Source organism: Ensifer sp., assembly GCF_035999185.1.
In the GTDB taxonomy this organism is placed as follows: domain Bacteria; phylum Pseudomonadota; class Alphaproteobacteria; order Rhizobiales; family Rhizobiaceae; genus Ensifer.
Genome location: NZ_DASYHB010000170.1, coordinates 269,844 through 286,666, shown reverse-complemented (window position 1 = coordinate 286,666; position 16,823 = coordinate 269,844). Strand labels below are relative to the sequence as shown.

11 protein-coding genes are annotated in these 16,823 nt (G+C 62.6%); all 11 read right to left on the bottom strand.

Annotated features, from left to right (window positions below; genetic code table 11):
* Positions 1-74: 74 nt before the first annotated feature.
* The 11 genes from VGO04_RS22710 to VGO04_RS22660 all read right to left on the bottom strand — a co-directional run bounded on the left by VGO04_RS22710 (position 75) and on the right by VGO04_RS22660 (position 16,655).
* Positions 75-2,099, bottom strand: a complete 2,025-nt coding sequence (locus tag VGO04_RS22710; RefSeq protein ID WP_327498211.1) for a beta-N-acetylhexosaminidase — start codon at positions 2,097-2,099, stop codon at positions 75-77.
* Positions 2,100-2,188: 89 nt separating this feature from the next.
* Positions 2,189-3,130, bottom strand: a complete 942-nt coding sequence (locus tag VGO04_RS22705) for an ABC transporter ATP-binding protein (protein WP_327498210.1) — start codon at positions 3,128-3,130, stop codon at positions 2,189-2,191.
* Positions 3,127-3,942: an ABC transporter ATP-binding protein gene (locus VGO04_RS22700; RefSeq protein WP_327498209.1), complete on the bottom strand. Its 816-nt coding sequence runs from the start codon at positions 3,940-3,942 to the stop codon at positions 3,127-3,129. The genes VGO04_RS22705 and VGO04_RS22700 overlap by 4 nt, the downstream gene beginning before the upstream one ends.
* Entirely contained in the window at positions 3,939-4,841 is a 903-nt protein-coding gene (locus VGO04_RS22695; RefSeq protein ID WP_327498208.1) for an ABC transporter permease, read from the bottom strand. The genes VGO04_RS22700 and VGO04_RS22695 overlap by 4 nt, the downstream gene beginning before the upstream one ends.
* Complete coding sequence (locus VGO04_RS22690) at positions 4,838-5,821, bottom strand: ABC transporter permease (protein ID WP_327498207.1); 984 nt, start codon at positions 5,819-5,821, stop codon at positions 4,838-4,840. Before VGO04_RS22690 ends, VGO04_RS22695 begins: the two co-directional genes overlap by 4 nt.
* Before the next feature lie 19 nt (positions 5,822-5,840).
* A complete protein-coding gene (locus tag VGO04_RS22685) occupies positions 5,841-7,454 on the bottom strand; it encodes an ABC transporter substrate-binding protein (protein WP_327498294.1) in 1,614 nt (537 codons plus the stop codon).
* Between the two features lie 500 nt (positions 7,455-7,954).
* On the bottom strand, positions 7,955-9,952 hold the full coding sequence (locus VGO04_RS22680) for a glycosyltransferase (RefSeq protein ID WP_327498206.1): 1,998 nt from the start codon (positions 9,950-9,952) through the stop codon (positions 7,955-7,957).
* Positions 9,934-11,166 carry an HlyD family efflux transporter periplasmic adaptor subunit gene (locus VGO04_RS22675; protein WP_327498205.1) on the bottom strand — a complete coding sequence of 411 codons (1,233 nt, stop codon included), beginning with the start codon at positions 11,164-11,166 and terminating at the stop codon, positions 9,934-9,936. Before VGO04_RS22675 ends, VGO04_RS22680 begins: the two co-directional genes overlap by 19 nt.
* A 489-nt stretch (positions 11,167-11,655) precedes the next feature.
* Positions 11,656-14,811: an efflux RND transporter permease subunit gene (locus tag VGO04_RS22670; RefSeq protein ID WP_327498204.1), complete on the bottom strand. Its 3,156-nt coding sequence runs from the start codon at positions 14,809-14,811 to the stop codon at positions 11,656-11,658.
* Positions 14,812-14,841: 30 nt separating this feature from the next.
* A complete protein-coding gene (locus tag VGO04_RS22665; protein ID WP_414650586.1) occupies positions 14,842-15,990 on the bottom strand; it encodes an efflux RND transporter periplasmic adaptor subunit in 1,149 nt (382 codons plus the stop codon).
* A 56-nt stretch (positions 15,991-16,046) separates the two neighbouring features.
* Positions 16,047-16,655, bottom strand: a complete 609-nt coding sequence (locus VGO04_RS22660) for a TetR family transcriptional regulator (protein WP_327498203.1) — start codon at positions 16,653-16,655, stop codon at positions 16,047-16,049.
* Between the last annotated feature and the right edge of the window lie 168 nt (positions 16,656-16,823).

Here is a 16,823-nt window from a genome sequence, read left to right as displayed (position 1 = left end):
GGCTTGCGCCGCCGTTCACCTATCCAATCCATCGTCTGGCCAAGTCCAGACGCAAACTGGAAACTCTCGCGCAATTACTCCGCGGCATAAAAACCGTAAAGCACCGGCATCAGCCCGACGAGCGCTTCGAAACGCTTGAAGGACTTGCGCTCCGGTCGCGTCCAGCCGGTTTCGGCGAGCGCCGAAAGCCGCGGGAACACGAGGCGATCGAAAACGGCGCGATCGGTCATCGGTTCCGACCAGATGCAGCACTGCACGCCGAGCAGGTGCTTTTTCTGCGCATCGGTCCAGCCCTCTACCGGATCGAAGGTGTAGAGCCTTTCCGGATCGGACCAGCCTGCCCAGCTGGCACCAGGCTCCGACCAGGCCGGGCTATTGGCCATGTCGAGATAGTAGACCTGTCCGGGGCAGACGACGATGTCGTAGCCTTCCTCGGCTAGCGCTGCCGACGCCTCGACGGTGCGCCAGCCGAACAAAAGCGACTTCGCCTTGTCGATGACGTTGCCGTGGGCCGCCTCCTGCCAACCACCGGTGACGCAATCGCGGTTCGCAAGGAACGCCTGAATGCGCGCCAGAAATTCGCCCTGCAGCACTGCGGCGCCCGATCCGTCGATCTCATCGGCGCCATGGGTGTTGGTGACGACGTTCAGGCGCTTGGCATGCGTTTCGGCAACTTCGTCCCCGGCGAGCGCCCGAAGCCGCGCGAGCGCCTCCGGCGAGCCCGACCAGGCTCCAAGCGGCACTTCGTCGGCGCCGACGTGGATCGCCCGCATGGGGAACAGTTCGATCAATTCGTCGAAGATGATCTCAAGCACGCGGTAGGTTTCTTCGCGCGCCGGGTTGAGGCAATTGTCCGGGAAACCCTGCACCGAGTGATAGCTGCCCTTTTCCTCAGGGTCGCGCAACTCCGGTATCGCCTGCAGCATCGCATAGGAATGCCCGGGAATGTCGATCTCCGGCATCACCTCGATGCCGAGGCTCGATGCGAGCGCCACGATCTGACGGATCGCCGCCTTGGTGTAGTAGCCGCCGGTCGGCTGCGGGCCCGAACCGAGCAGCGGCGGGATCTTGCGGCCATGGCCACGCCAGGCGCCGATTTCCGTCAGCGCCGGATAGGCGTCGATCTCGACGCGCCAGGCCTCGTCGTCGGTGAGGTGCCAGTGGAACCGGTTGAGCTTGTTCCAGGCCATCAGTTGCAGGAAACGCTCGACTTCGGCGGTGCTGTAAAATTGCCGGGCGACGTCGAGATGGGTGCCGCGCCAGGACAGCGCCGGCTCGTCCTTGATTTCCCCGCCCGTCGGAAACACGAAGGTGCCGGGATGAAGCCGCGCACCGCGCAACACCTGCCCGAGCGTGATCAGGCCATAGAGGATGCCGGTCTGCGTGCTGCCGGCAACGGCAACACCGGCTGGCGAGAAACGGATCGTGTAGGCTTCGGGGCCAAGTTCGGCAGCCTTCGACAGCGAAACCGGAAAGCCGCCCTCGGCCTCTGGCCGGACGATGCCCTCGATCGGGAACAGGCTTGCCGTCAGATCAGTGAAAGCCTTCGCCGCGCTCGCCGCTTCGTCGCCCTCCGCCGTGAGATCAAGGCCCGGAGGCGCCACGAGCTGGCCGGAAACGGAGACGGCCTCAGGCCACGGCACGATCGACACCGGAACCGGAGCGACCTTCGGCACGGGATAGACGGCAGCACCGCGCTTCAGTTCGGCATTGTCGCCATGGGCCCGCGAGGCGAGCACCGCAACCGGCGCCATCGCGCCATCGGGAAGCACCAGGAAGGCGGCGTTGGCGCCATCGGTCCAATGGCGCGGCTCGTAGCTCATGCCGTGCGCCTTGAGCGTCCAAGTGGCGCCTGGCGCGAGCTCGAAGCCTTCCGGTGGTGCGAACTCCGCGTAATTGGACAAGCGAACCAGCAACTTCCCGCCCTCGATTTCGGTTGCGGGATCGATGCGCGCCGGCCCGGAAACGCCAAGGCGAAAGCCCTTGAGCGGGCGATCCGAATTGTTGGTCAGCGTCAGCGCGTAGACGGACCGGTCAGCGGTGCCGACCGGGACCCAGAGCGTTTCCAGCAGGAATTCAGATTTGGCGGCAAACGTCATCAAGCGGCTCCATGGAAGACTGATTTCGAGAGCCGGCCGAATGGCCGGCGGGTTGTTCTTGAGGGGTGGCTGTCCTTGGTTCACATAGCTCACGTCGGGGCTTGGCCAAGGGCACGGACGAAATGGTTTACCGATACCTCTTCCACCGCATCCGACATCGGGCGGCTCGCACGCCGCACATTGTCGGCATGGGCGAGGAAGCGGGCGCTCTGCCCCGGAACGAAGGGGCGATCCGGGTCAGGCACGGCCGAAAGCAGAAGCTGGGTATAGGGATGGCGCGGATCTCCAATGACCGCGCTGGTTTCGCCCCACTCGACCATCTGCCCGGCAAACATCACCACGACCTCTTCGGCAATGTGGGCGGCCGTGGCGATGTCATGGGTGATATAGAGCATGGCGAGGCTTCGCTCGCGCTTGATGCGCGCGAGAAGCTCCAGAATATCAAGTCGGATCGACACGTCGAGCATCGATGTCGGCTCGTCGGCGACGAGCACGTCCGGTCCGACAGCGAGCGCCCGGGCGATGTTGACCCGCTGCCGCTGGCCGCCCGAGAGTTCATGCGGAAATTTTCGCGCCGTCACATCGGGGTCCAGACCGACATCGGCGAGCAGACGCGCGACTGCGACTTTCGCTTCGCCGGTGTTCTTCGCGTGGGCATGCAAAAGCAGCGGGCGCGCGAGGTGATGGTAGACGGAGAACACCGGATTGAGCGAGGCGAAGGGGTCCTGAAAAACCATCTGGATCGCGCGGCGGCGCAACTTCTCGGCGGCGCGGTCCCCCGCCTCGGTCACGTCGGCCCCGCGAAACTGCATCGTTCCGGCACTCGGCACATCGAGCCGCGCGACAATGCGGGCACAGGTGGTCTTGCCGCAGCCGGATTCGCCGACGAGGGCCAAGGCCCGCCCGGGCTTCAGCGACAACGAGATCCCCCTCAAGGCCTCCACGGCACCAAACGTGCGCTTGATATCCGTGAGGCGAACGATCGCGTCCTGTTGGTCAAAGGTTGTGTTCGAGACCGGCATCACGTTCATTCGACGACCCCAAGGCTGCGGTTGGCGTGCGGCAGTTGCGGGATCGCGCCCCAGAGTTTTCGCGTGTAGTCATGTGTTGGCGCGCGGCTGATCTGGTGGGTGTCGCCGACCTCGACCAGTTGCCCCTTCAGCATAACACCGATGCGGTGGCAGAGCTGCGCCATCAGCTGCAGGTCATGGGTGATGAACAGCACCGAGAAGCCGAGGCTACGCTGCAGGTCGACAAGCTGCTCCAGGATCTCCCGCTGCACCACCACGTCGAGCGCCGTCGTCGGCTCGTCCATGATGATCAGCTCCGGCTTCAAGGCGAGGCAGATGGCAATCACGATCCGCTGCCGCATACCGCCGCTGAACTGGTGCGGATAATCATCGAGACGGCCCGCCGGAATGCCGACGAGCTTGAACATTTCTTCCGCCCGGGCGCGCGCCTGCGGCCGCGTCGCGCCTGTGTGGCGGCGCAGCACGTCGAAGAACTGCGCCTCGACCCGCATCAGCGGGTTGAGCGAGTTCATGGCGCTCTGGAACACCATGCCGATCCGCCGCCAGCGGACTGTCTGAAGGGCAGCTTCCGGCATCTTGAGGAGATCCTGACCATCGAGCAGGATCTCGCCGCCGGCGACCCAGGCCGGTGCCTTCGATAGGCGGGTGATCGCATAGGCAATCGTGCTCTTGCCGCAGCCGGATTCGCCGGCAAGGCCGAAGAGCTCGCCGCGCCTGACCTCGAACGAGACGTTGTTGACCGCGCGGAAGGCACCTGCGTCAAGCAGGTAGTCGACGTTGAGATTGCGGATCTGAAGCAGCGCGTCGCTCATCGGGCCGCCTCCAGTTGCCGGCGGCGTAGCCGGGTGAGACGAAGCCAGCGGCTGAGCGCCGGACCGGAGCGAAGCTGCGGATTGGCGATCTCGTCGAAGGTGAAATTGATCAGCGCGAGACCGAGGCCGACAAGAGCGATGCCGGCGGCCGGGACGGCGATGTCCCACCAGGCGCCGACCATGATCGCGGAGGAATTCTGGGCGTTGTAGAGCATGGTGCCCCAGGTTACCCGGAGCGGATCACCGAAACCGAGATATTCGAGCGTCGTCTGGGCGACGATCGCATAGATGATGCTGCCGACGACGTTGATGCCGATCAGCGGCACCAGATTCGGCAGGATCTCGACGAAGATGACGCGCCAGTGCGGCTCGCCGACCATGCGTGCCGCCACCACGAATTCACGCTGCCTGAGCGCCATGGTCTGCGATCGCGTCATGCGCGCCCCCCAGGGCCAGGAGGTGAGCGCAATGATCGCCATGATCGCCAGCGGCCCGACCGTGCCGGCGAAGGAGGCAAGCAGGATCAGCAAGGGAATGTTGGGAATGACCAGCACCGCGTTGGTGGCGAGATCGAGCGTCGCATCGGTGCGCCCACCGAAATAGCCGGCGACAAGGCCGACGATGGTGCCGAGCGCGGTGATCGCAAGACCGGTGGCAAAGCCGACCGCCAGCGATGGCCGCGCGCCCCAGACGAATTGCGCAAAGACGTCGCGTCCCATCTTCGTCGTGCCGAAGTAGTGCTCAACGGTCGGCGGCTGGTGCGAGCGGCCGACCCGTTCGCTTGGATCTCCGGGCGCAATGACAGGCGCGAACAGCGCCATCAGGCAGAGCGTGACTATGATGACGAGCCCGGCGACGGCTTTCTTCTGCCGCCAGAACAAGGAGACACCCGCATTCATGCCCTGCCCTCCCGGATGCGCGGGTCGACCACGCCGTAAATGATATCGACGAGCAGATTGGCGCCGAGTGTCGCGATCGTCATCAACAGGAGCTGTCCCTGGATGACCGGATAGTCGCGCGCGACGCTTGCCGTGTAGAGTGTCAAACCGAGGCCGGGATAGTTGAAGACGATCTCGGTGACGATCGAGCCGCCGAAGACGGCCCCCAGCATCAGCGCGAGATTGGTGAGCACTGGCAGCATGGCGTTGCGCGCCGCATACCCGAACATCACGGCCGCTTCGGACAGCCCCTTGGCGCGGCCCATGGTGACATAGTCTTCGCCCAGCACGGAAATCATGCTCGAGCGCATCGTCGTCTGAAACTCGCCGATGAGATAGGGCGAGAGCGTTAGCACCGGCATGACCGCATGCAGGAAGACGCTGCTAAAGAAGGTGAAGTTCAAGCCGGGATCTAGGCTCGGATCATAGGCGTAACCGACCGGCAGCAGCCGGAGCGTGACGCCGAAGGTGAACAGCGTCGCAAGCGCAATGATCACCGGCGGCACCGCGATCAGCACGACCGAAAAGGGCGAAACGAAACTGTCGAAACGGCCGCCGCGACGCCAGGCGGAGACTGCGCCGAGCAGTACGCCGACGCAGAGCGAGAAGACGATGGCGGTGAAGACAAGGAACGCCGTCCAGCCGGCCGACCGGCCGAGCACCTCGACCACCGTCTGCGGATAATACTTGACCGAAACGCCGAGATCGAAATGGGCGAGCCCGACGACATAGTCGACGAACTGCCGCCAGATCGGTTGCTCGATCGCGCCGAAGCGCGCCTTGATCGCCTCGATGGCCGCGGGCGTTGCCCGCGGTCCGAGTTGGGCGATCATGCTGTCGACGGGGCTGCCCGGCATCATCCGGGGAACCGCGAAGTTCATGACGATCGCGAAAAGGAACGCCACGCAATAGACGGCAAGCCGTCGACGGGAAAGTCGCATCGTTGAGGCCCGCTGTCGCTTATTGCACGGGCTTGAGGCGGAGCAGATGCACCAGCCGCATCCGGTTGTTGTCGTGGTCCTCCGGGTTCATGACCGGCTCGTCCTTGGTCACCCAACCGGTGAAACGCTTGGTCGAGAACTGGTACCAGGTCGGACCGTTGAACACCGGCACGACCGGCAGGTTGTCGGCGACGATCACCTGTACCTGGTCGAACAGCGTCTTGCGCTCCTCGTCCGTGGTCGCGCGGCGATAGTCGTCGAAGACCTTGTCGAGTTCGGGGTTGGAATAGCGCGACGGCGCGCTGGTGATGCGGCCGCCAAACGCTGTTGACAGCGACTGGAAATAACCGCGGAACGGTGTCGGCCCGTCGGCGCGCGAGTTCATCACCGCTTCGAACGTACCGTCGAGGATCTGCTTCTGCCACTGCTCGTATTCGGGTGTGGCAACGGACGCGTTGACGCCGATCTTGCGCAGGCCCTCGGTTGCGATCTGCACGGCATCGATCCAGTCGGTCCAGCCATTCGGGACGATGATCGGGAAGGCAATCGGCTTGCCGCTCGGTGTGGTGCGGAAACCATCGCCGTCCTTCTTGTAGCCGGCGTCGTCAAGCAGCTTGTTGGCCTTGTCGATGTCATAGGCCATCCACTCGTCCTGCGTGCCCTCGGCTGCCTTGTTGCGCCAGCTGTCGAATCGCGGCGGCAGGCCGCTTGCATGGGTGTTGACGACGGGATAGCCAAAGCCGGCAATGTCGACCATCGCCGTGCGGTCCATTGCCAGGCTGAAGGCGCGGCGGAACGCCATATCGTTGAAGGCCTCGGCATTGCCGGCATTCGACGACTTGAGGTTCATCTGGAACGACACGGTTTCGGCCGGCGGCTGCCAGTAGCCGTTATGCTCGGCGTCAAGGCCGACATAGGTCTTGTCGATCTGCGGCAGGAACGAGCCGAACCAGTCGATCGACCCCTCGGGCAACAGCGCCAGCATCTGGTCGTTGCCGGAGATCTGCGGCAGCTTCAGGCAATCAACCTTCAATGAGGCGGCATCCCAGTAGTTGGGATTGCGGCACTGCTCATAGACCTGCGGTGTGAAGCGGCGAATCTCGGTCATCGGACCGGAACCGACGGGCGTCTCGTTCTTGAAGGCGAGCGGGTCCTTCACATCCTTCCAGATATGTTCGGGCACGACGGGAAAATCGGCAAGCGATTCTGGAAAGTGCGTATCGACGTCCTTGAGATTGATCTTCACTTCCGTCGGCGACGGCGCTTCGACCGAGGCAACGGTTTCACCAACGCCGACCGTATCGACCGCCGGGTTCTTCAGCATCATCTCTAACGTAAACTTCATGTCGGCAGAGGTGAGTGGCTTGCCGTCCGACCACTTGACGCCGTCGCGCAGCGTGTAGGTGATCGACTTCAGATCGTCGGCAAATTTGTAGGCCGTTGCCAGCCTCCAGACCGGCTTGCCGCCGTCATAGTCGTTGAAGATCACCAGCGGCTCGTAGACGAAATCCATGGTGCTCTGGCGCCGGCCGCCGAGGTCGAACGGGTTGAAATTCTGTACCCAGCTCGTCTGTTCCTCGATGTGCATGGTGAGAACGGATTCAGCGCGGGCTTCAGTGGCTGCCACCATCATCAGCGCTGCAGCGACTGCCCCGAGACGCCATCGCCCGGCGGTCGCCCTCGATTTTCCGGCCTCCCGCGCCAGACGCAAAAACCGCATTTCCTCGACTGCCGTCATGACGAATTCCCCCTCAGGTTTCGTTGATCGAACTATTAAGTCAAGTTATTTGACTTAACGATAAGACCGTCAAAGTCGCGCTGTCAATCGGGGTCTTTTCGCCCTGGCTAAAGTTATTACGAGAACCGCCAAGTGGTATTTGGAAGTCGAATACCACTTTCAAAAAATGCGATCTGATGGGGCATGCAGGCGGTCTCGACCGGGTCCGAAAGGTTGCTGGTCGCGTGTGTGGCGGGCAGAATCACGCCGTCATGGATACCGCCGAAAGCGCCGGGACTCCCCCGCTGAGCGGAGAGCCCCTGACGCACAACCTCAAAAGGGCGACCGTCGCGGGTTTGCCGCGACCGATCGAGTTTCCCGCATGCGGTCACAATACCGCAGTGCCCTGCCTGCCTTTATGAGACGGTGCGCGTGCGCCCGAAGGCGCGAAGCAACAGGTTCACCGAGACGGCGACCTTGTCGATATCGGGAATGTCTTGAGAATAGCGGCCGGTGTAGAGCTTGACGATCATCCTGTCGCGCTCGGCGCCGCTGAGGTCGTAGTAGAGATGCAGGTAGTAACGCCGCTCGTCGCCGGAGCGGGTGATGTCGCCGCGCCGCTGCGTGACATGCCTGAATTCCGCGCGAATGGGTTCGAAGCCGTCAAGTCTCAGCGTCACCTGGGTCGATTGGAAGCGCGCCTCATTGGCCACCGCCACGACGGCCTTGTCGAGCGAGAGGCTGACAACGCGGCCCGGCGTGCCATCGACATTGGCAGGCTCGTCCAGCTTGAAAGCCTGGAACAGACGGCGCGGCTTTTCGAAACAGATGAGCGAGGCAATAACGAGAACGACGATGTTGATGCCTGACCAGACAGCGCCTATGGCCGAGAACGACCCTTGGACCCGCGCCGTCTCCGGAACGAGATTGATCAGAAGACCGAGAGCCGTGACCGCAATGAAGCCGGCAATCCAGGTGAAGGTGTAAGCGTCGAAGGTGTTCGCATCGTTGCTGCTGCCCTTGGGCGTGACCTTGAACGGTTTGCCGAACGGTCGCACCAGGCTGGAGACGACCGTCGGCAGCATGCGGAAGGTCGCAAACGTACCAACGGCGCTGGAAACCACCGGTAGGTAGCGTGTCGGCGTGATCCAGAGCATCAAAAGGAAATATGCGGCCAGAACGGGGAGCTGGTTCGAGACGTAGTCGGCAATGCCGGTGAAATGCAACGGCAATGCGCCAAACCACAGATAAGCGATTGGAACGATCAGGACGATCAGGCGGACGACGTATTGCACCAGCCAGGACATGGGAAGGAACATGATGCGCTGGAAGAGCGTGAGGCCCGGCCCGCGCAAGGGTCCATTGTGAAGAAAGAGCGTCTGGATGCCGCCCTGGCACCAGCGCTCGCGCTGCACGAAATAGCCGGTAAGGTTTTCGGCCGCCAGCCCCATCGACAGGCGCTCGTTGAGGTAACGGGTCTTGTAACCCTTGTTGAGCATCGACAGCGTCGTGAGCAGATCTTCGGTGATCGATTCCGTTGGGAACCCGCCGATTGCATCGACCGCCTTGCGGCGGGCGATGGAGCAGGAGCCGCAGCAGAAGCTGACGTCCCAGACGTCGCGGCTCGGTGCGATCTCGTCGAAGAAAAGCCGCTGTTCGTCCGGCCAGATGTTTTCCAGGCCGAGGTTGGACTGGACCGGGTCTACGTTGAAGAAATGCTGCGGCGTCTGAACGATGCCGATCGCCTCGTCGGAGAAGAACGGCAAGGTACGCTTGAGAAAGTGGCGATAGGGCACGAAGTCCGCGTCGAAAATGGCAATGAAGTCACCCGAGCTCGCTCGCAGCCCGCTGTTCATATTACCGGCCTTCGCATGCGCGTTATCGGGCCGCGTAACGTGGGTCGCGCCCCGCTCCGCACAAAATTCCTTCAGCCATTCACGCCGGCCATCGTCGAGGACGTAAACTCTGAACTTGTCCTTCGGATAGTCGAGCGCCAGGGCTCCGACGATCGTGCGCTCCAGCACATCAAGTGGCTCGTTATACGTGGGAATGAAGATGTCGACGGTCGGCAGGTCGTGTTGATCACGGGAGAAGAACGCCTTTCCGAGGCGATCGGCCTCGGCGCTGCGATCGACATAACGGCTCATCAGAATGAGGAACAGCACAACCTCGGTAAAGGCAAGCAACTCGATGATGAAGACGAGCCAGACCCAATAGACGTTGGCGCCATCAGCAGGATAGGGGAGCACGGTTTCGGTGAAGCGCCAAAGCATGTAGCGCAGCGCGACGGCACCGACCACGGCGCAGGTGATGGCTCGCGCCCAGCTTTGATGCCGCGACCAGTTTGACGGCCCGAGCAGGAAGAAGGCGATCACCAGAAGCGTGGGCGCCAGCGCTAGAAGAGGTTGAACCACAGACCCTTGATCCACCGTGCCAGTTGGAAACTATGCTTGGAGATGCGCACCTGCGCCGTCCGGCCCACCTGACAAAAATTGCCAAAGTCCGAATTGAGGGCGGACGGCAGGAGCTGAATGCGGATCTGGGCGTCGCGTTCGTCGGCCTCCGGTTCCTTGGCGGCAAGGTTATCCTTTTCGACAACAGCAGAAGAGCCTTTGACCGCCTGCACTTTCCCTTTGAAGACTTCGCTGCGCCCGAGGAGACGAATCTCCGCCTCGCGCCCCGGATAGATCTCGTCGTAATCGACTTCGGGAACGAGGATATCGACGAAGAGTTCGCGACAGTCGAGGATGCGCATCAGTTCGTTGTTGAGGATGACATTGGAGCCGTTGACGACGTTGCGGCTCCAGACGACCCCACCGAAGGGTGAAGCGATGTCTGCAAGTTCAAGACTGCGAACGCGTTTCTGCTCCTCAAGCATTTGGCGCTTGGTCTCGTCGGCACGTGTCCTGTTTTCAGCGATGCGGGTGTTGAGATCGTTGATCCGCACGATCACTTCGTCCTGGCGCTGACGCGAATAGGGCACATCGTTCTGGCCATCGCCAACGACAAAGATCCCTTGGCGCAACGCTGCCAGGCGCTGCTCGAGCAGTTCCAGCGACAGATGGCTGATCTCGACTTCTCCGCCGGTCGCAGCGCCTGCGGCTTCGGCCGCCTCCACCATCTTGCGTGCAAAAATCCCCTTCGCCTCCAGTTCCTGACGCCGGTCGAGATCGACCTTCGCGGCGGAGTCCTGGGCACGCGAGACCTCAACCCGCTTTTGCAGGATGCGAAGCTCTCGTTCGACGCTGGCTATTGTCGCCGTCTTGAATACTTCGAGCCGCTCGGCAAGTTGATCGCGGAGCGCAATCAGTTCATTGCGTTCCCTTTCGAGCGCGATGACCCGATCGGTCGCTGTCTTCGATTCAGCATGCAAGGAGGCAAGAATTGCCCGATTGACCCGTTCGTTGCCGATGGTCAGCAGGGTCTCCCCTTCCGCAACAGGCGTCCCGATCCGCGGCGGCGCCTGGCCGATCTCGCCGTCAATGGGCGCGTTGATTGCTGCGAAGCGCGCGTTGACTGTGCCATCGAGGCTCGTAAAGCCCGTCAGGCCCGGCAGCAGCACCACAACTGCGAGCACCAGGAGCAACAGACCAACCGAAATGCGCGTGACGCGATGATTTAGGATCATTCAAGCCGTTCCCACCACAACCACGGCCCCGGCAAACGCCGAACGGCGCACTCGCCCAGCCGCGCACAGAGGATCGTGCAGGACAGCACAGCGAGCAATCCTCAGAATTGTGTGTTTTTTGCCAATCGGTTAACCATTTACGAATGGTTTTCGGTCGTCGATGACGCCTATTAGATGTTGTGTGTCGTCACCGCGCAGGTTTCAGGTCTGCGGGGATGGGGCCCCGCCCACGGCACCACAGTGCGACCCCTTGTCCGCCTGATTGCGTCGTGGCAACGGCGGAACCGAATGCGACCCGACGCCCATCGAGAGCTTACCCGGCAATCCGGAGGCTCGGTCGCGCGCGCGTTTCGGACAGGCCGACGGACCCGTTTGGATGGGAATGGCGCCCCATAGATAAAGCGAGATACCAATTCCCGAGCCGGGCCAATCTCGGCCAAGCCCGTTTATGCCAAAGGGCCTGTCACCCGGCGCGGGACAGTTCGAGGTCTATTCCGCTGCAACGGCCGGCGGATAGGGAACAATGGTTGTCTTGTCATTAGCCTTCGCCTCGACTTCGACCGGCTCCGTTGTCCCCTTCTTCGGCTCACGCCCGAAGAAAAGCGCGTAGCCAGCGGGCAGCACCAGAATGGTCAGCACGGTCGCGACCAGAATGCCGCCCATCATGGCGTAGGCGAGTGGGCCCCAGAAGACGCCGCGGGAGATCGGGATCAGCGCCAGCACCGCCGTCAGCGCCGTCAGCGTGATCGGGCGGAAGCGCCGGACGGCCGATCCGATGATCGCCTCGGCACGATCCATGCCGGCGGCAATGTCCTGGTCGATCTGGTCGACGAGAATGATCGAGTTGCGCATGATGATGCCGAGCAACGCAATGACGCCGAGGATCGCGACGAAGCCGAAGGGCGCACCGCTGATCAGGAGTGCCGCCGCCGCACCGATGATGCCAAGCGGTCCGGTGGCAAGAACCAGCATCGCCTTGCCGAAGTGCTGCAGCTGCACCATCAGCAGGATGACGATCACGCCGAGCATGATCGGCGCCTTGGCTGCGATCGAGGCCTGGCTCTCGGCGGAATCTTCCGCCCCGCCCTGGATGCCGATCGAGTAGCCGGCAGGCAGGCTGTCGCGCAGCGACTGCATGTCGCCGAACATCTTCATCGCCACGTCGTTCGGCTGCACGCCGTCAGGCAGGGTGCCGCGCACCGTGATCGTCGGCAGTCGGTCGCGACGCCATTCTATCCCCTGTTCGAGCACCGGCACGATCTTGGCGACCTGCGAGAGTGGCACGAAACCGCCGAAGTCGGTCGGGATCAGGATGGAGTCGACGGAGCTTAAGAGCTTGCGGCTGTCGGCCGGCTCTCGGGCGACGATGGCCACCGTCTCTTCGCCGTCGCGGAAATTGTCGAGCGGTGCTCCGGTGACGCTCGCCTGCAGCATCTGGCGGATACGCTGCGAGGTGACGCCAAGCGCGCGGGCGCGATCCTGGTCGATCACCAGTTTCATGCCCGGCACCGGCTCCAGCCAGTCGTCGTGAACGGCGCCCAATTGCGGGTTCTCATGGAACTTCGCCTTCACCCGGTCGGCGATGCGCCTGACCTCGTCGCGATCCGGTCCCATGACGCGCATTTGCACCGGCCAACCGGTCGGCGGACCGAGGAACAGGCGGTCGACCTTCGACCGGATCGACGGGAAGTCGGCGGCAAGGATCGCGCGCATCTTGGCAATCAGCCGCTCGCGCGCCGGCTCGTCCTTGGCCATGACAAGCAGCTGGGCGAAGTTCGGATTGCGTAGTTGCTGGTCGAGCGGCAGGAAGAAGCGTGGCGCGCCTTCGCCGATATAGGTGGCGATGAAGCGCTTGTCCTCGTCGTCCATCATCCGGGCCTCGAGGGCCTTGGCCTGCTTTTCGACCTCCTTGATGCTGGTGCCTTCGGGCAGCCACAGATCGACGAGGATTTCCGGCCGCGACGACTGCGGGAAGAAGTTCTTCGGAATGAACTGGAAGGCCCAGAGGCTGACGAAGAAAATCACCAGCGTTGTCGACAGAACGATGACGCGGTGGCGCACGGCCCAGGTGACCGTGGCGCGCAGGTTCCGATAGAAGCGCGTGTCGAAGACGTCATGATGGTTGCCCGCGTGGCTGCGCTGTTTCAGGAGCATGTTGCCGAGCCATGGGGTGAAATAGACGGCGACGAACCAGGAAACGACGAGCGCGATGCCGACCACGTAGAACAGCGAGCGCACATATTCGCCGGCTGTGGACGCGGCAAAGCCGACCGGGATGAAGCCGGCCGTGGTGATCAGCGTTCCCGTCAGCATCGGAAAGGCGGTGGAAGTATAGGCAAAGCTTGCAGCCTCGACCTTGACGAGCCCTTCTTCGAGCTTTCGTTCCATCATCTCGACGACGATCATGGCGTCGTCGACCAGAAGCCCGAGCGCGATAATGAGTGCGCCGAGCGAAATGCGCTGCAGATCGATGCCGAGCTCGTACATGATGGCGAAGGTGGCGGCGAGTACGAGCGGAATGGTGATCGCGATCACCAGGCCCGAGCGCCAGCCGATCGACAGGAACGACACGACGAGCACGATCGCAAGCGCCTCGCCGAGCGCCTTCATGAATTCGCCGACGGCCTCCGTCACGACTTCCGGCTGGTTGGAAATCTGGTCGACCTTGACGCCATAGGGCAAGGATTCTTCAAAACGCTGATAGGTCTCCTCGACCGCCTTGCCGACATCCGTCACCTTGAAGCCCTTGGCCATGACGACGCCGATCTGCACGCTGTCCTGGCCATTGAAGCGGAACTTGCGCTGATAGGGGTCCTCAAGCCCGGAACTGACCGTGGCGATATCGCCGAGCCGGGTGATCTGGCCGCCGGCCCGAAGCCTCAGGTTCTTCAGATCCTCCACCTTGTCCAGGCTGCCTTCGACCGAGATGCGCACCGAGCGCGCGCCTGTGTCGATGGCACCGGCAGGGTCGATGTTGTTCTGGCCGGCGATCGTGCTGCGCAGGTCGTTCAGCGTCAGGCCACGCTCAGCCAGGGCCTTGGAGGAGACATCGATATAGATCTTCTCCGGCTGGTCGCCGATGATGACCGCCTTCTCGACGCCGGGCGTCGTCAACAGCATGTCACGGGCCTGGATCGCGAACTTCTTCAGTTCCGGATAGCTGTATCCCTCACCGCTCAGCGAGTTGAGCGTGATGAACGTGTCGCCGAACTCGTCGTTGAAATAGGGGCCGAGCAAGCCTTCCGGCAGCTCGCTCGCGATGTCGCCGACCTTCTTGCGGACCTGATAGAAGGCATCCGCCACCTGCTGGGCGTTCGTATCGCCTTCGACCTGCAGCGTGATGATGGCGCTGCCGGCGCGGGTGTAGGAGCGCACGAAATCGAGATGCGGCGTTTCCTGCAGCTTGCGCTCGATTTTGTTGACGACCTGATCCTGCATCTCCTCGATCGAGGCGCCCGGCCAGAAGGCCTGCACGACCATGACGCGGAAGGTGAAATCCGGATCCTCCTTCTGACCCATGCGCATCAGGCCGAAGACACCGGCAAGAATGATGAGACCGAACAGGAAGCGCGCCATGCTCGGATGCGCGATTGCCCAGCGCGAAAGGTTGAAAGGCCGCTTTTCGTCAGAGGAGGAGGTGGTCATCGGATCGGTCCCGCGGGGTTTTCTGGGCTGTCAGCGCACGATGCTGGTTTCGCCGGCTGCGGCGGACTGGTGCGTGGCGTCGTTGGAGATCGTGACCTTGAGATCATCCGTCATGAACTGCGTTCCTGCGGCAACGACGAGATCGCCGACAGCAAGGCCGTCCGTGACCCTGACGCCGTCACCGGTGAAATCGGCAAGCGTGACCGGGCGGCTGCGGACGAGTTCCGTGCCGCGATCAACCACCCAGACGATCGGGTAGCCGTCCTTCTCCGCCAGCGCGCTCAGCGGCACGGACACGAAGGACGCACCGTTGCCGGCCGACGCCTCGACGCTCGCCGTCATGCCAAGCAGGACGCGCGGATTGTTCGGCAGGCTGACGCGCACGGAGAAGGTGCGCGACTGCTGGTCGGCGCTGCCGGCCACCTCACGTACAGTGCCGTCAAGCGACAGTCCCGCGTCGGCCCAGAGCCCGACCTTGACCCCCAAACCTGCCTTGAAACTGGCAATCTCGGTTTCGGGCACGGCGATCTGGACTTCCTTTTCGCCTTCCACGGCAACGCTGGCGACAGGCGTGCCCGAACCGACGACCTGGCCGACGTCGGCATTGATCGTGGTCACGATGCCGGGCCGGTCGGCGACGAGGCTGGTATAGGTCACCTGGTTTTTCGCCTGGGACAGCGCCGACTTCGCCGCGTCGCGCGTGGCGATCGCCTGGTTGTAGCTCAGCACCGATTGATCGAACTGGGCCTGGGAGGCAAACTTCCGCGCCAGCAGTTGCTCGGCACGATCGCGCACGAGCTTGACCGTCTCGACCTGGCGCTCGGCCGCGTCCAGGTTGGCGGACGCGCTGCGCACTGCGAGTTCATAGTCGGTCGCATCGACGCGGGCGAGCAGATCGCCGACCTTGACCCGATCGCCGACATTGACGGCCCGCTCGACGATTTTGCCGCTGACGCGAAAACCGAGGTTCATTTCGGTGCGCGCCCGAACGGAACCGGAATAGCTGAGCTGGCGCACATTGTCAGCCGCTGCGATCTCGACAACCTTGACCGGGCGCACGACGTCGGAGGTGTCGGCCTTTTCTTCGGAGCAGCCGGCCAGTGCCATCGAAAGGGTTGAAAGCAAAGCAACAGTGGCAAAAAACGAACGATGACGACCAATTTCAAAAGGCATAAACATATTCGCACTCCTAAAAAATAGGCCGATGCCGTCGCGCAGCATCGGAAGCATCCCGGCTAAATCTTCAGCGCCTTGATGGCGAATTCGATCAGTTCTTCCGGGCTCGCACGGTTCGACTTGCTCAGACATTGGGCAACCATCTGTGGATGACAGAGCGTGACCGTCGCGGCGCCAAAACAGCGCGACGCCGTATCTGCGTCCTGCTCCGGGAATTCGCCGCTCGCTATCCCCTCACGAATGACATCGGCAAGAAGCGCGTCGATCCTGTCGATATGCTTGTCGATCACGTGCCATTCTCGTTCGATGGCGACGACCACCATCTCGTGCACCTTCGTATTGTCGAGCATGAGCTCGACGGTCATCTGATGTTGCGCATGCACGTAGCGACGCAGGCGCTCGCTCGCGCTGACGGGCTGGCGGCAGATTTCCTGGGCAAGCTGGTAACTTGCAGCGAGCATGCGCGCGCACAGCGCCTGGTGGATCTCGGTCTTGGAGGCGAAGAACCTGTAGATGTTGGCCGGCGACATGCCGAGCTCGCGGGCAATGTCGGCAACATTGGTCTTGCTGTAGCCGAAATACCGGAACAGTCCCTCGGCCGCATCGAGGATACGCGTGATGTTGTCCTGCCGCGTCTGGTCCACGACGGTATCGTTGCTCACAGGCATCGTTTGTCTTTCGATTTACGACTGACGAATTTTGTATTTCGTCAGTCGTAAATCGAAATGGGACAGCGGTCAACGGCAAAGGTTGGTTCGGGCGATCACGATTTGAGACCGCCAGACGGTTCGCAAAAACCGCGAACCGCTCCGCGCCGATATTGCCGATGCAACGAC

What these genes read in the sequence shown, in the direction of transcription:
- VGO04_RS22675 (WP_327498205.1), bottom strand. Translation starts at nt 11,166, where the DNA reads ATGATCCTAAATCATCGCGTCACGCGCATTTCGGTTGGTCTGTTGCTC.
- VGO04_RS22710 (WP_327498211.1), bottom strand. Translation starts at nt 2,099, where the DNA reads ATGACGTTTGCCGCCAAATCTGAATTCCTGCTGGAAACGCTCTGGGTC.
- VGO04_RS22705 (WP_327498210.1), bottom strand. Translation starts at nt 3,130, where the DNA reads ATGAACGTGATGCCGGTCTCGAACACAACCTTTGACCAACAGGACGCG.
- VGO04_RS22700 (WP_327498209.1), bottom strand. Translation starts at nt 3,942, where the DNA reads ATGAGCGACGCGCTGCTTCAGATCCGCAATCTCAACGTCGACTACCTG.
- VGO04_RS22695 (WP_327498208.1), bottom strand. Translation starts at nt 4,841, where the DNA reads ATGAATGCGGGTGTCTCCTTGTTCTGGCGGCAGAAGAAAGCCGTCGCC.
- VGO04_RS22690 (WP_327498207.1), bottom strand. Translation starts at nt 5,821, where the DNA reads ATGCGACTTTCCCGTCGACGGCTTGCCGTCTATTGCGTGGCGTTCCTT.
- VGO04_RS22670 (WP_327498204.1), bottom strand. Translation starts at nt 14,811, where the DNA reads ATGACCACCTCCTCCTCTGACGAAAAGCGGCCTTTCAACCTTTCGCGC.
- VGO04_RS22660 (WP_327498203.1), bottom strand. Translation starts at nt 16,655, where the DNA reads ATGCCTGTGAGCAACGATACCGTCGTGGACCAGACGCGGCAGGACAAC.
- VGO04_RS22685 (WP_327498294.1), bottom strand. Translation starts at nt 7,454, where the DNA reads ATGATGGTGGCAGCCACTGAAGCCCGCGCTGAATCCGTTCTCACCATG.
- VGO04_RS22665 (WP_414650586.1), bottom strand. Translation starts at nt 15,990, where the DNA reads ATGTTTATGCCTTTTGAAATTGGTCGTCATCGTTCGTTTTTTGCCACT.